Here is a 15333-nt window from a genome sequence, read left to right as displayed (position 1 = left end):
TGTTGTCTTCTATTGCCAAGTGGAGTGAATATAAATAGCATAAGGAGCAAAAATTAGCAGTATGACTATACCACAAAAACTTTTGAGACATTTTAAGGTTTTTAATAAAACTATATGAATAAACAGGATGTTAATGAATATATATCCGGCATCATAGAACGTATTACTTATCATAACCCTGATAATGGATTTTGTGTATTACGTATTAAGGTAAAAGGTCATAGGGATTTAATCACCGTTACAGGTAACATACCATCTGTACTAGTAGGAGAATATATAAAATGTAGTGGTATTTGGTATAACGATAGAAATCATGGTAAACAATTTAAGGCACATTTTATTAAATCATTGCCGCCTGATACACTAGAAGGTATAGAAAAATATCTTGGCTCTGGGTTGATTAAAGGCATAGGACCATATTTTGCTAAGAAATTAGTATTAGCATTTAAAGATAGAGTGCTTGAAGTTATTGAACACGAGCCTCATCTTTTATCTACTGTTGAGGGGATAGGTAAGGTAAGAGCTAACTGTATTTGCAACAACTGGCAGGCACAAAAAGTCATTCGTGAAATAATGGTGTTTTTACAATCGCATGGCGTGGGTACTACTAGAGCCACTAGAATCTACAAAACATATGGTGATAGAGCGATTGAAATAGTGTCAAATAACCCTTATCAATTAGCTAAAGATATAAGAGGTATTGGATTTATTTCAGCAGATACCATAGCTCGTAATTTAGGTATTGATAAGAATTCTTTAATCAGAGCCAAAGCGGGGTTAACGCATACATTACTTGAAGCGACGTCAGATGGTCATTGCGGCTTGCCTAAAAAAATATTACTACAAAATATTCAAAAATTACTTGAGATAGAGTACGATATCATTGAGCAGGCTATAATAGAAGAAGTAGCGTCAAATGTATTAATAATTGATACTATTGATAACGTTGAATCTATTTTCTTAACTAGTTATTACATATATGAGAAAAACATTGCTAAAATACTAGTCAATTTAACAAAAGCTCCTGTTACTTGGGGCAAAATAGATACCGTTTCCGTTTTGCCATCAATAGAGCAAGAGCTAGGTATTACGCTTGCAACAAGTCAAAAAACGGCTATAGAAAAAGCACTGCAGCATAAGTTGATGGTTATTACGGGTGGACCAGGCACAGGGAAAACTACCTTGGTTAACTCATTACTTAGAACATTATCTACGCAGCATTTAAATATTAAACTATGTGCACCCACTGGTAGAGCAGCTAAACGCTTAAGTGAAAGTACAGGGCTCGAGGCCACCACTATACATAGATTGCTTGAAATAGACCCTGCTTACGGAGGGTTTAAACGTAATGAGGATTTACCATTACTGTGCGATTATCTAGTAATAGATGAAGCTTCAATGGTTGATATATCACTATTTCATGCATTATTAAAAGCCCTTCCACACACTTCAGCATTACTAATAGTTGGCGATGTAGATCAACTGCCTTCTATAGGTTCTGGGCAAGTATTAAAAGATATTATCAATTCTAGAGTTATACCGACGGTCAAGTTAACTGAAATATTTAGACAAGCAGCAACAAGCAATATTATTATTAATGCTCATCGCGTGAATAATGGCATCTTACCTGATCTTACGTCTCAAAAAAAAGAATCAGACTTTTATTTTATAGAGGCAGAACATGGAGAAGATATCATTAATAAAATTATTATGATGATAAGAGAGCGTATTCCAAATAAATTTAATCTTAACCCTATAAATGATATTCAATTATTATGTCCTATGCAAAGAGGAGGCGTAGGTGCTAGATCATTAAATATTGAGTTACAGAAAATACTAAATCCAAACTATAGCAACGGCATAACTAAATTTGGTCAAACCTTTGCCATTGGAGACAAGGTTATGCAGACGGAAAATAATTATGACAAGGAAGTCTATAATGGGGATATAGGGGTTATTAATAATATAAATGAGCAGGACCAAGAAGTTACAATAAACTTTTATAATCGTGATGTGGTTTATGATTATAGTGATCTTGATCAAATTACTCTAGCCTATGCTACTACGATACATAAATCTCAAGGTTCGGAATATCCAGCAGTAATAATTCCGCTAACCATGCAAAGTTATATGATGCTCAAACGCAATTTAATTTACACAGCTATTACTCGCGGCAAGAAGCTAGTTATAATAATTGGACAGAAAAAAGCATTGGCTATATCTATTAAAGATAATAAAACTTCTTTGCGTTATTCAAAACTGAAAGAATGGTTAATTGGTTAGATAGCATGAAATATATTAGTACGGAAAACATGTGTTTTCCGTACTAATATATTTCACTTTGTATTTAGAATAGCTTTTGACCAAACACAAGATTTAAGATACAGTTAAACTAAATGATCAAACACATCTTGTTAACTATGAAAGCACAACATCAAAACTTGCAAGACCATAGATCCCGAAACTACAATGCTCAAGAAGCTAATTTAAACGCTAAGGCAGCAATGCCAGCAACAAAAGAAACATTAAATCAAGATAACAGAATTTGTTACAAGAGCTGAAGAGGAGAATTAAACAGAAGAGTTAAAAGCATCATAGAACAAAAGAAGCAAATAGCAAATAACAAGAAACTAAAGTGAAGAATTGATTAAAATGCATTTGGAAAGTAGAGCTTACTACTTTCCAAAAAGAATAGTTAGGATTTGTTTTTAATAAGGTCGTTGAGTGCTTGAATAGATAGCCCAGTAATATGAGAAACCTCAGGAATAGAGTAATTATTAGAAAGCATATTTTTAGCTACTTCCATAGTTCTCTTAGCTTCCCCAATCTGCATGTCTTGGACCATTCCTTTTTGAACGCCCTCATCAATATATTTATCAGCAATAGTTCTCATAAGTCCCTCTTGATCTGCTTTATTTAAGTGCTTAGTACGGTCCACCGTCTCGCCTTGTAGCTTGTAGCCAGTTAAAGCGTACCCATGATTTAACTTAATCCGCCTCTTATCATTTGTAGCATCAGAGGCAGTATCAATATTAACTATATCCTTTGATCCATCTTCCTTATGTAGCAATATTTTTAATATTCCATCGCCATCGCTCTCACCTTTACTATTCGCACTACCACTAAACGATTTAACAGAAGGTTTAACTGATAATATTGTCCCCACTTCCCCGTTACTAATACCGTATCTTAAACTATTCTCTTCAAATACTATTTGATCTCCTTTCATCAGCGGCAGTAATCGCCCGCCGCTGCTAATTAGTACTTCCTGTCCCTTTAACGCCCTGCTATGCTTTAATTCCTCACGAACTCGCACGTTAAACTCAGCTACCTTCTCGTTCGTGTATGCTCCAATTACAATACTTCGCATAGCTATTAAATCATCTCGCTTAAGACTCTCCATCTGCTCAGTATATTCTTTAGCAAATGACGACACTAAACTGCTTTTAGCCTCTTCCTCAGTATCCTTAATATTAAAAACGCCTAAATTTCTGTATATCTCAATTGCTTCCTGCATCTCAAAGCGTCCCATCGCTTCGGTAGTCTGTCTGTACTCTAATCTCTTCTGTCTTCTAACTTCTGATAATTTAACGCCTCCTGCAATCTTACGAGCTTTGTTAAATGCTCCAGTCATACCAACAGCCGTGAACTGGTTGTTATCTCCAACAAGCACCAGCTTTGCCTTAGCTCTTAATACTTCGTGGGATAGATAGTCCATATTAGCAAGCCCTATCATGCTTGCCTCATCCACAATCAGTACGGTGTTACTATCAAGCACATCTTGACGCATAAAGTTAAAGATCGAATCACAACCGATAGATTTTAAATATTCCTCCTCCTCATAATATTTACTGCTTAAATCTATCTTGAAATTCGTTCCTCTTGATTCTTCTATCTTCTTACGTAGTAAACTCGTATTATCAGCTTTAATGCCGGCATTTCGGCTAAGTACCTTTGCAGATACGCTACTTGGTCCTGCTCCTACTACTGTAAATCCTGCCCTCTTGTACTGCCGTACTATCTCTCGCATCACGAAAGTCTTACCAGCTCCAGGATTACCCTCTAATACGCTAATATCAGAGCTGTTACAGACCAATAAGATCGCTTCTATCTGTTCAGTACTAAACTCATGAGTTTTGCTACCAAATACATTAAGCTTTAAACCTAAACTACCTCCTATCTTATCATTAAACTTATTTTGTAGGTTTGCTCCTATTATATTTACCACATCGCCTATTTATTCTTTGAGACTATTTCTTTCTCCAATAGTGCTATCTAAAATATTATAGATTATGCTCTTCTTTTTCATTTAACTCCTCTATAGCAGATACATAGCGACGCTCTAAATTCACTCTTAATTTCAAGGAGTATAGCGTTCTACCCATCAAATCTTTCTGATCCATCAGCTCTATTTTGTCTGATACAAGCAGCTGATTATAAAGCCTTAAAAACTCCTCTCCATATTCTTTGTTCAGATGCTCGATAGCCGGGTTGTTATCTGCACTTGCTGCTGGATTATTACTTACGCTTTTTGGTGCATCTTCACTACTATCTTGCTCCTGAACTAATCCTTTTCCAAATGCTCTAATAGCCTCTTGTTCCTGAATAATATTGCTGCCTTTTGATACTAAATGCACCATTAAAACATCTGATAATGCTATCACTATATCCTCTTTAGTAAACACAGGCTTCGTATATGAAATGCGACCAAATACTATTTCCGGATTCTCATATATCTTCTTTGAATTCTCGGCTATTATTTCTTGGTTCTTTGCCTCAAGCTCAGTTGCCTTCATATAATGAGCAGGCCCTTTATGATGCGTTGGCTCTTGATCTAGTCCAAGTTCTTTGAATGACTTAGCGGTTACCCTAAAAGGTAACCCTGCTTCCTCATATACTTTGTTGATTTCTATCTCACACTGCTCCCTTGCAAAATATAAAAACTTTGTACTTTCTAAATCTCTGTCCTTTGTTTTGCAAGCACTACTTCATTGTTAATTAATCGCTCTAATCTTCTTGTTAAATATTGAATATGTACATGTGGGTTATCAGGATTATCGTAGTGTATATTTACATCACAAACTATACCTCTTGATACTATGTTTTTCTGTACATATTCCTCCACTAGCCTAATATTTTCTGCCTGACTTACCTCTTTTGGTAATGAGAATTCTATTTGTGCCGCAATTCTAGCAGTTTCTCTTTTTTCTCGTACTTCAGCTACGTTCCATAACTGCTCTCTATCTTGTAACCATGCTACATCTTCAAACCCCTCAGGTACAAATATCTTGCTAAATACTACTCCTTGCTTTTTAGTAAAATCATAAGTAATACTTATCTTTTCGCCGCTCTCTGGATCTATGGTTTTATACACTAATTTTGATGCAGAAATATACGCAGCGGTAGCAACAGCATTTTGTCCCCTGCTTCTTTGTATATGAGAACTATGAAAGTGATATGATGCTTAAACGTAATTTAATTTACACTGCCATAACCCGCGGCAAACATCTAGTTATAATAATTGGACAGAAAAAAGCATTGGCTATAGCTATTAAAGATAATAAAACTTCTTTACGTTATTCAAAGCTACAGGAATGGTTAACAACTTACTAAGTGTAGAAGTCAAGATTTAATACTTAAAGAAACTATACAGTGTCTTGGGCAAGAAGCGATAAATCGAGGCTTTTGATAATTGATAATATATTAAGATTTTTGTGCTATTGAATTTCTCCCTTCCACTACTTATATTTTTAGTGTGAAAACTTACTTAAGTGAGTTCACAAATCTTATGTATTATATAAATCCTAAAGAGGTATATATGCTATATAACAATATCAAATCATATTTGTTCTCTTGTATTACTGTCATTTTATTGGCTAATCCGGTTATTGCCGCTGATAACTATAGTAAACCTGATAATAAGGCTCAGACTGTTTACTTGCGACATCCTCCCGACTTACGTCCTTTTTCTGCTTTGGATTACTACTGGAATAGTATATTCGATGATAAACTCTCTACCTATAGCTCAAGTTCTTTAAAAAGTAGATTTATTGCTAAAGATAAGCAATATATCCTAGTATTAGAAGTACCAGGGTATGATAAAAGCCAAATCAAAGTTAAGGTAGGCAGTAATAAATTATTTGTTACAGGAAATATAGAAAAAGATAATAAATCTGATGCTTCAGATGATTATAAAAATAGAAATTTTAATTATGTCATATCTTTATATGAAGATATAGATCAAAATAATATCTCTTCAAACTTAAAGAATGGTATCCTGACTATTACTCTACCTCGTATGGAGGTTAAAGAAAAAGATGCAAAAGAAATACCGATTCAATAGTTGATAATATTTTTAAATTTTGCTAAGTTAATACTAAATCAATATTTATTAAACGGAGGTACTGATGTCTTTTAATTTACCACGTATTAGAAATAAATCAGAATTACAAACTAACGCTAATAAACGAAGTTATGTTGATGATATTTTGAATAACTTCTTTAATGAAATAGCTTCATTTTCTTATTCTTACCCTGTCTCTTACAATGACAGAATGTTATCACCTCGAACTGATATTACTGAAAATGAATCTGAATATCATCTAGAACTTGAATTACCAGGTGTCACGCAAGATAATATTGATCTTAAAATAGATAGTAATATTTTAATTATTGAGGGCAAAAAGGAACAATCCTCTGAGAAAAAAGATCATAATTATCATATGCAGGAACGATATTATGGTTCCTTCTCGCGATCTATTAGTTTACCATCTAATATCGATGAAGAACATGTAGAAGCAGACTTTAAGGACGGTATATTGTCTATAAAAATACCTAAAAAAGAACAAAGTAAGGCTAAGAAAATCAAAATATCATAATATGTAATAGTGACAACTTAACCTACATTGGTGCCGTGCTGCTTTTCTTCTTTTAGAATTTTATAAACAGCAGCACGGCTTATTTTCATTTCTTTAGCTAGTGTTACCCCTTTAATTCCTTCTGCATTTAATTGTAACAATTTATTCCTGTCTATAATACGGTTGCGACCAAACTTAATACCTTTAGTTTTCGCCTCTAACCTGCCTTCATTAGTTCTTTCAAGTATCCTGACTCTCTCGGCTTCTGCTATTGCACTAAGAATTGTAATAACCATTTTTCCTGTGCTACCTTCTGTACTAATACCATCATCAAGAAAACGCATGGCTACACCTATTTTGGCAAACTGACTAACTAGGTTAATCATATCGGCAGTATCTCTGCCTAAACGATCTAACTTGGTAATCAATATTACATCCCCTTCTTCTACCTTATGTAATAAGTTATTTAATCCCGCTCTGTCTAAGTTACGACCTGTTGCTTTGTCATAGAATATTCTTGATTCTTTTACTCCGGCATCTTTTAAACGTTTTATCTGTATGTCTAAAAGTTGCTGATTAGTTGATACCCTAGCATAGCCAAATAATCTCATATTGCTTTTAATATATTGTCCATTATATCGATTAGTAGACATCTCTGTCTACTAATAACGTTTTTACGATTTAATATACAGTATATTTAGTACTTTTTCTTATGTCTACTAAATTATAACTTCGTAGACACCATGAAAATCAAAAATGTTCCAAAACAAAAAATAATGCGTTCTACTTCTATCCTGAGACACAAGATTTTTTTAGTCGTTTACAACTCAAATTTTAAGTTGTTAATACTTTGATATATGAGATGACTATTCAAGACTTTTTAAAGTACGAAGAGCACCGTCAAGTTAAGCAAGGTATAAATCATTCATTGCAATTGCTCAATACTTAATTTATACCTTGCTTAACTTGACGGTACCACTATAGCTGATAAAAACAGTTATGGTTTTAGACCAAAACGATCTGTGGCGGATGCAATTGAACAATGCTGTAATTGCTTGTGCAGGAAAAATTCAGCCTCGTGGATATTTGATGGTGATATTAAATCCTTCTTTGATCAAGTGAGTTTCAACTGGCTAGAAAAGAATGTTCTTATGGATAAAGTCATCCTTAAGAAATTTTTACGAGCTGGTTACATAGAAAAGGCTAGTTTAGTAGCAACAATTCAAGGAGTGCCTCAAGGTGGGATAATTTCACCAAGCCTTGCACTGATCGCCCTATCGGGGTTAGAAGAGAGGCTTACCAAACATTTCAAAAAGAATCGTGGAAAAATCCATGCGATTATCTACGCTGATGATTTTGTTATTACTGGTGAGTCAAAGGAAATATTGGAAAATGAAGTCATACCACTAGTAAAAAAACTTCTTAACTGAATGTGGGCTACAATTATCACTTGAAAAGTCTCGTATTACTAATATAAGTCAAGGATTTGATTTTCTTGGTTTTCATATTCGTAAATACGGTCAGAAGTTAAAATTTCTTACGAAGCCTACAAAGGCTTCTGTAAAGTCTTTTCTTGCTGATATCAAAGCTACAATCAGAGCCAACTTTGGATCAACGACAGAGGACTTAATCCGACTGTTAAACCCAAAGATAATTGGTTGGAGTAACTACTATAGACACTCAGCTGCTTCAAACATCTTTTCTTATATTGATAATCGAATTTATAAGATGCTCTATAGATGGACACGAAAAAGACACTACAATAAAGGATTCCATTGGATTTATCAAAGATACTTCCAACGTATGGATTCCTTAAGAAGGTTGGCATTTTCATGCTAAAATTAAGAATAATGATAAGAAAAATATTACTACTTCTTACCTAAACTTGAAATTAGCCGGTGATACCAAAATTAGACGTCATACTAAGATACTTGCAGATGCTCAACCTTATGATCCTAGCTATTTTGAATATTTTCGAAAACGCGAAGCATATAAAAGATCTTTACCATCTGTTACGAATTGTAGCTGGGTCTATCAATGCCTTATAAATGCTCGAGCCTAGTACGGTGAAAGCCGTATGCTGGGTTCCTCGGAGAGTGGAGTGCAGTAATGTGCTCTGCTTATCCTACCTAAGAGATTAAATGAATTATACGTTGTTACATTTGAGCTAAATTATTTTGTCCAAAGTCCAATTCTGATTGAAAGTAACATTTATCCTATAGTAAGTGAAGAATTTTGATACCATGGTTTAAATCTTGTATAAAAATCATCGACACAACAGAATAAACTATCGTAATCTATATTCATTAGGGTAATGTTTTTTGGTTAAAAAACTCTAAAATACCCTATAATTAACGTAAGTTTTGTATTAATTTGCCTAAATTATAGTTAATCTCTTCAGCGTACTGTCTTATACACAGTTGGGGATAAATATTTCAAAACTTGAGTCATTGCATGAATAAAATATTGATAACAGGAGCAGCTGGTTTAATTGGATCAACTTTAGTAGAGAGATTAGCAAAGCATAATTATGAAATAATTTCCTGTGATATAAGGTTAATAAATAATCCACTAAGTTTTTATTCTAAACAGATAATACCACTGCTTAATGAATGCATTGGTATTATACATCTTGCAGCAATTTCAAGAGTTATTCATGGAGAGCAATGTCCAGATTTATGTAATAAGGTTAATGTTGAAGAAACAACAAAATTTTTAGAACTATATAAGGTCATGCCTCATAAACCTTGGTTTATTTATGGAAGTAGCAGAGAAGTATATGGGGAGCAAAGTCAATTACCAGTAACAGAATCTGCTTCTTTAAACCCAGTAAATAATTATGCTAATGGCAAAGTATTAATAGAAGAGTTTATAGCAGATTTAGAAAATACTGGTTTTAATGTAGCAGTTTTAAGATTTTCAAATGTATATGGTGGTTTATTAGATCATTATAGTAGAGTAGTTCCTGCATTTTGTATTAATGCATTAAAAAACGAACCTATACGAATAGAAGGTCAGGGATGCGTGTTTGATTTTACTTATTTAGAAGATGTAGTAGATGGCATATCTTTAGCTGTGAATCATTTGCAAAATGTAAAATCTTCATTACCACCAATACATTTTACCGCTAATAGACCTTGTAGTTTAGGAGAATTAGCAAATTTAATATTAAAACTCACTAATAGTCATTCCAAAATTGATATTTATCCTGCAAGAAATTTTGATGTAAGCTGTTTTTATGGTGATTTTAGTAGAGCCAAAGAATTACTTAATTGGTCACCAAAACATTCTTTAGAACAAGGATTAAACAAATTCATAGAAAATCTTAAGAATGGTAAGAAAGCATGTCCTAAGAATTTAGATATGGTAATATATGAAAATATTGACAGTTATTCATGGCTACCCGCCCTATTATAGTGCTGGTTCTGAAGTATATAGTCAAACTCTTGCTCGCAAACTATCTGACAACCATGAGATACAAGTTTTTGCTAGGCATGAAAATAGCTTTTTACCCAGCTTTCACTACAGTACAGTCTTAGATTATGGAGATCCTAGAATTTTATTACATTTGATTAATATACCTATAACTAAATACCGTTATAAATTTATTAATGAAGAAGTAAATATAAGATTTGAAAAAATAATAGATGATTTCAAACCTGATCTTATCCATTTTGGTCATCTGAACCATTTATCGATAAGTTTACCTGAAATTGCCACAAAAAGAGGTATACCAACAGTATATACTTTACATGACTTTTGGTTAATGTGTCCAAGAGGAAGATTTGTTCAACGTAATTCTGAGGAATTACTAAAACTTTGTGATGGTCAAGAAGATAAAAAATGTGCAACAGAGTGTTATAAAGGATATTTTACAGGAGATGAAGGATTGTTAAATGCAGAGATAGCTTATTGGCAACAATGGGTTTCTACTAGAATGAAACAAACAAAAAAAATAGTTGAGTATGTTGATCATTTTATTGCTCCATCAAAATTCTTGATGAATAAGTTTGTTAAAGAATTTAATATCCCACATACAAAAATTTCTTATCTTGATTATGGTTTTGATTTAAATCGTCTAAAGGACAGAAATAGAATACCAGAAGAAGATTTTATTTTCGGTTATATTGGCACTCACACTCCAGAAAAAGGTATAGATTTGTTGCTTAAAGCTTTTTCCAGTTTATCAGCAAATGCTAAGCTTAGAATTTGGGGAGCGTTAAGCCAAGAAACTGCTGGACTTAAAGCCATAGCTAATCACTTTCCACAAAAGGTCAAAGATAAAATAGAATGGATGGGAAATTACGAGAACGAAAATATAGTTACAGAAGTATTTAATAAGGTTGATGCTATTGTTATTCCATCAATCTGGGGGGAAAATTCTCCATTAGTGATTCATGAGGCTGAGCAATTAAGAATACCTGTCATTACTGCTGATTATGGTGGTATGGCAGAATATGTCCAAGATGGGATAAACGGATTATTATTTAAGCACAGAGACATAGAAAGTTTATCAGAGAAGATGGAAAATTTAAATATAGATAAAAATCTATATACTAAACTTACTAAAAAAGGTTACCTTTACTCCAATGATGGTAACGTACCTTCTATAAGCGAACATACTATAGAACTTGAAAAAATTTATTTTAATATAATTGCAAACAAGAAGAAATCAGTATCTACAAAGCCTGGGCCTTGGAGGATTACTTTCGATACTAATCCAGATTATTGTAATTATGCTTGTATAATGTGTGAATGTTTTTCCCCTTATAGTAAAGTCAAAGAAAACAAAAAAGCTGAAGGAATTAAACCTAAAATAATGCCAATTGCAACTATTAGGAAGGTAATACAAGAAGCGGCCGGGACGCCTTTAAGAGAAATCATCCCTTCTACTATGGGAGAGCCTCTAATGTATAAACACTTTAATGAAATAATAAACATATGTCATGAATATGGATTAAAATTGAATCTAACAACTAATGGATCCTTTCCTGCTAAGGGAGCTCAAAAATGGGCGGAGTTATTAGTACCCATTTTATCGGACATTAAAATTTCTTGGAATGGGGCTAGTAAAGAAGTAAATGAGAAGATTATGATTGGCTCAAAATGGGAAGCTGTAACAAAAAATTTAAAAATCTTTCTTGACGTGCGAGATGAGTATTTTTCTAAAACAAAACAACGGTGTAGCGTCACATTACAATTAACATTTTTAGAAAGTAACCTACTAGAGTTGTATGATATAGTGAAAATAGCTATAGGGTTAGGTGTTGATAGAGTTAAAGGGCATCATTTATGGGCGCATTTTGAAGAAATTAAAAATTTATCAATGAGAAGAGATGAAGCGTCAGTACAAAGATGGAATATTGAGGTAAAAAGATTGTATGAATTAAGAGATGCTATGTTATTGCCAAATGGCAAGAAGATAATATTAGAAAATTTTACTATCCTTGCCAAAGAAGGAGTAGAAGATTTAGCTCCAGGTGGCCCATGCCCTTTTTTGGGTAAAGAAGCGTGGGTTAATCCTGAAGGCAATTTTAGCCCTTGTTGTGCTCCTGATGAGTTACGAAAAACGCTAGGAAATTTTGGCAATGTAAATGAAATAAAATTAGAAGATATATGGCAGAGTAACCAATATAAAGACTTACAACAAAACTATTTTAATCATGAGTTATGCAAGACATGCAATATGAGAAAACCGTTGGTCAGTTAACAGAGAGTAAGAACCTTAATAGTCTAAAGCTTATTAAAATCTCACCTTGCAAGCAATTCCACACATTGGAGGGAAAACAATTATATACAACAAGATTTCTTTATGTAGAGAAATTTCATGAACCAGGACTTTCTCCTGTGTATGATAAAACAGGAGCTTATCATATTAATTTAAAAGGAGAAGCAGCTTACACTAAAAGGTTTAATAAGACCCATGGATTTTATTGTGGAAGAGCAGCTGTAGAAGATGAAGATAGGTGGTACCATATAGATTCCCATGCTAACAGAGTATACAAGCAATCATATCAATGGGTTGGAAACTACCAAGAAAATATTTGTGTAGTAAGAAGATCTAATAAATTTTACCATATTGATTTACATGGTAATAAACTTTACCAAGAAGCATATGATTATGTTGGAGATTTTAAAGATGATATTGCTGTAGTTTATAAGGATGGTAAGGCTACTCATATTAATCCTCAAGGACAATTAATACATAATAAGTGGCATAAACAGCTAGGTATTTTTCATAAAGGATTTGCTATAGCAGAAGATAATAATGGTTGGTTTCATGTAAATATATTAGGTAATGCAATTTACCGACAAAGATATAAAACAATTGAGCCATTTTATAATGGACTTGCTATGATTAAGGCTTACGACGGTACTTTAGGACAAATTGATACCACAGGCAATATAAAGCTTGTTATTTCTTTATCAGAGATAGAAGCTCAAATACATAAAATTTCTGCAGAGCTTTCCGGTTTTTGGAAAACCTATTTGATAAATGTCGCCATTGAGCTTGATTTATTAAATATCTTACCCGCAACTACGGAATTATTATCTAAGCAATTAGGTATTATTGAGCCAAATTTACAAAGATTACTCAGAGCTCTGTGGGAAATAGAATTAATATCATATAACCAAAATAAGAATTTGTGGCAAGTTTTACCAAAAGGAGAATTGCTAAAAAATAGTCCATTTTTGCCTCAGGCAACAAAAATGTGGGTAAGAGTTGCTACTGAAAAAAATTGGTTAAAAATAACAGACTTATTAAAACAAAAAACTATATATTCATATTCGTCTTTTAAGGAACAAGAAACTACTTTAAAAATAAAGACAGAATTTTATCAAGCTTTGATAGGTTACACTAAACTTGATACTAGGGAATTTAAGAACAAAATAAATATAGCAGACAATACAAATATATTACTATTTGGCATACATTCTTTAGCTTTAATTGAAGTCCTAATAAATAAAGATAAAAACTCTATAAACTTAAATTATTATAACGATCAAGAAATTCCAGAAGAATTAATAAAAAACTATAATGTTAATTTGATTACTCAAGATAATTTAGTCAAAAATTATGACTTAAGCATATTTTGTCGTTTCTTGCAAAATCATGATGATGAGAAAGTAATATTTTATTTAAGACTTGCAAAAGATAATAAAATAACACGTATTTTGCTAATTGAAACTATCTTAACTGATAATTCACCAATTGGGGGGGCTGTAGATATCAATATAATGGTTGAAACAGGTGGCAAATTAAGAAAATTGCATGATTGGGAAGCAATATTAACACAAGTAGGTGATTTAAAAATATTTCATGTGTTACCTTTAACTGATTATTTATCAGTTATTGATATCAGGTATCAGTAATATGGAAAAATTACAAAATGATGGTTTTTTGATTATAAAGAATCTTATTTCTTTAGACTTGGTTACTTGGCATTTAAACGATATTAAAAATAAAATCGCTGGATCAGCAGAAGAACTTGGTATATCTGTTTCAGATTATCTAAATTGTACTGGAAGATGGGTTACTCCATCACAAATTACTAGAACTATTTCAGATTTATTAAATGATATTATTAAAGATAAGCTTGAAAAATTATTGCAATGTCAAATAATAAATAAAAAATCAAATGTTATATGTAAAACTGCTGATCTAGTTGATGTTGTCCCTTTCCACCAAGATATTGCTTACAGTCCTGATAATCCTTATCACTTTTCTGTATGGCTCGCGTTAAATGATGTATATGAAGCTTCAGGTGCTTTGCAAATTATAAAAAATAGTCATAATTGGAAGATAAAGCCAGCTGTTGATTTTTGGTCACCATATTTTATCGATAAATATTCAAATAAATTAACTAATCAACACACTATAACATTACCTATTTCAGCAGGGGAGGCTATAGTTTTTAATTCAAAATTATGGCATGGTAGTGTAGAAAATTTAGACGCTAAAGATAGGTTTGCTTATGTTACACGATGGGTTATAAAGGATAGAGAATTTCCTGTCATCCCAAAACCTAAGCCATTAGTTTTTGGGATGTTTAATTGTGGTTCATTAACAGAAGAGATCCTAAAAAAGTCTTTATTATATTTTAATAAGTCCCATGATATAAAAGAAAATAGCAAAGAAGAACTTATAAAAACTTGGTTATCTTATCTAGAAAATAATTCTGATATTTTTGAAATTAATACTATTAAAGCTAGTAAAGATCTATCAAAATTACTTATTCTGAATCAAGCAGCTACACTGCATAACGCTGGAGATATTTCTGGAAAAATACATAGAAATCTATGGTTTTCTTTGCTCAATTTTTTAAATGCAAAAGTCCAAGTAATAAAAATCTGAAATGATAATGATTGGACTTTGGAGAAAAAACCCTATTTTTTCACGAAATAGCAAGTTCTATAAAAAATTAGTATTTTTAGTTAGCTTTTTAACAAGTTTATCAATTCATAGTTAATATTT

The 15333-nt window shown here is 32.5% G+C and carries 13 protein-coding genes and 1 pseudogene; 10 read left to right on the top strand and 4 right to left on the bottom strand.

The window, feature by feature from the left end; genetic code table 11:
• Positions 1–114 precede the first annotated feature (114 nt).
• The gene (locus AB1146_RS08375; RefSeq protein ID WP_010424148.1) at positions 115–2283 is read left to right on the top strand and encodes an ATP-dependent RecD-like DNA helicase; all 2169 of its coding nucleotides are present in this window, start codon (positions 115–117) and stop codon (positions 2281–2283) included.
• Positions 2284–2695: 412 nt separating this feature from the next.
• Here the strand turns inward: AB1146_RS08375 and AB1146_RS08370 are convergent, their stop codons facing one another.
• The 3 genes from AB1146_RS08370 to AB1146_RS08360 all read right to left on the bottom strand — a co-directional run bounded on the left by AB1146_RS08370 (position 2696) and on the right by AB1146_RS08360 (position 5374).
• Positions 2696–4228: an AAA family ATPase gene (locus tag AB1146_RS08370; RefSeq protein ID WP_029374868.1), complete on the bottom strand. Its 1533-nt coding sequence runs from the start codon at positions 4226–4228 to the stop codon at positions 2696–2698.
• Between the two features lie 55 nt (positions 4229–4283).
• Entirely contained in the window at positions 4284–4796 is a 513-nt protein-coding gene (locus tag AB1146_RS08365; RefSeq protein ID WP_029374869.1) for a hypothetical protein, read from the bottom strand.
• Between the two features lie 158 nt (positions 4797–4954).
• Positions 4955–5374, bottom strand: coding sequence for a MobA/MobL family protein (locus tag AB1146_RS08360; protein WP_029374870.1), 420 nt, complete (start codon positions 5372–5374; stop codon positions 4955–4957).
• 83 nt (positions 5375–5457) lie between these two features.
• Here AB1146_RS08360 and AB1146_RS08355 point away from each other — a divergent pair.
• The 3 genes and pseudogenes from AB1146_RS08355 to AB1146_RS08345 all read left to right on the top strand — a co-directional run.
• Positions 5458–5613, top strand: a pseudogene (locus AB1146_RS08355) (ATP-binding domain-containing protein); the annotation flags it as partial.
• 205 nt (positions 5614–5818) lie between these two features.
• Positions 5819–6343: an Hsp20/alpha crystallin family protein gene (locus AB1146_RS08350; RefSeq protein ID WP_029374871.1), complete on the top strand. Its 525-nt coding sequence runs from the start codon at positions 5819–5821 to the stop codon at positions 6341–6343.
• A gap of 64 nt (positions 6344–6407) precedes the next feature.
• Positions 6408–6878, top strand: a complete 471-nt coding sequence (locus AB1146_RS08345; protein WP_010424151.1) for an Hsp20/alpha crystallin family protein — start codon at positions 6408–6410, stop codon at positions 6876–6878.
• Positions 6879–6895: 17 nt separating this feature from the next.
• Here AB1146_RS08345 and AB1146_RS08340 read toward each other — a convergent pair whose 3' ends face one another.
• Complete coding sequence (locus AB1146_RS08340; RefSeq protein ID WP_029374872.1) at positions 6896–7468, bottom strand: recombinase family protein; 573 nt, start codon at positions 7466–7468, stop codon at positions 6896–6898.
• A 411-nt stretch (positions 7469–7879) separates the two neighbouring features.
• Between AB1146_RS08340 and AB1146_RS08335 the strand changes: the two genes are divergently transcribed.
• The 6 genes from AB1146_RS08335 (at position 7880) to AB1146_RS08310 (ending at position 15213) form a co-directional block, all read left to right on the top strand.
• A complete protein-coding gene (locus AB1146_RS08335; protein ID WP_010424153.1) occupies positions 7880–8287 on the top strand; it encodes a reverse transcriptase domain-containing protein in 408 nt (135 codons plus the stop codon).
• A gap of 34 nt (positions 8288–8321) precedes the next feature.
• Complete coding sequence (locus AB1146_RS08330) at positions 8322–8696, top strand: group II intron maturase-specific domain-containing protein (protein ID WP_083831880.1); 375 nt, start codon at positions 8322–8324, stop codon at positions 8694–8696.
• A gap of 615 nt (positions 8697–9311) precedes the next feature.
• Positions 9312–10274, top strand: a complete 963-nt coding sequence (locus tag AB1146_RS08325; protein WP_010424155.1) for an NAD-dependent epimerase/dehydratase family protein — start codon at positions 9312–9314, stop codon at positions 10272–10274.
• Positions 10231–12567, top strand: coding sequence for a glycosyltransferase (locus tag AB1146_RS08320; protein WP_010424157.1), 2337 nt, complete (start codon positions 10231–10233; stop codon positions 12565–12567). Before AB1146_RS08325 ends, AB1146_RS08320 begins: the two co-directional genes overlap by 44 nt.
• Positions 12528–14231 carry a WG repeat-containing protein gene (locus AB1146_RS08315; protein ID WP_029374873.1) on the top strand — a complete coding sequence of 568 codons (1704 nt, stop codon included), beginning with the start codon at positions 12528–12530 and terminating at the stop codon, positions 14229–14231. The genes AB1146_RS08320 and AB1146_RS08315 overlap by 40 nt, the downstream gene beginning before the upstream one ends.
• A 1-nt stretch (position 14232) precedes the next feature.
• Positions 14233–15213, top strand: coding sequence for a phytanoyl-CoA dioxygenase family protein (locus tag AB1146_RS08310; RefSeq protein WP_010424161.1), 981 nt, complete (start codon positions 14233–14235; stop codon positions 15211–15213).
• The last annotated feature ends 120 nt before the right edge of the window (positions 15214–15333 follow it).

Source organism: Rickettsia helvetica, assembly GCF_963970025.1.
Classification (GTDB): Bacteria; Pseudomonadota; Alphaproteobacteria; order Rickettsiales; family Rickettsiaceae; genus Rickettsia; species Rickettsia helvetica.
The sequence above is the reverse complement of the archived record's forward strand: the minus strand, read 5'-3'. Positions and strand labels throughout refer to the sequence as shown.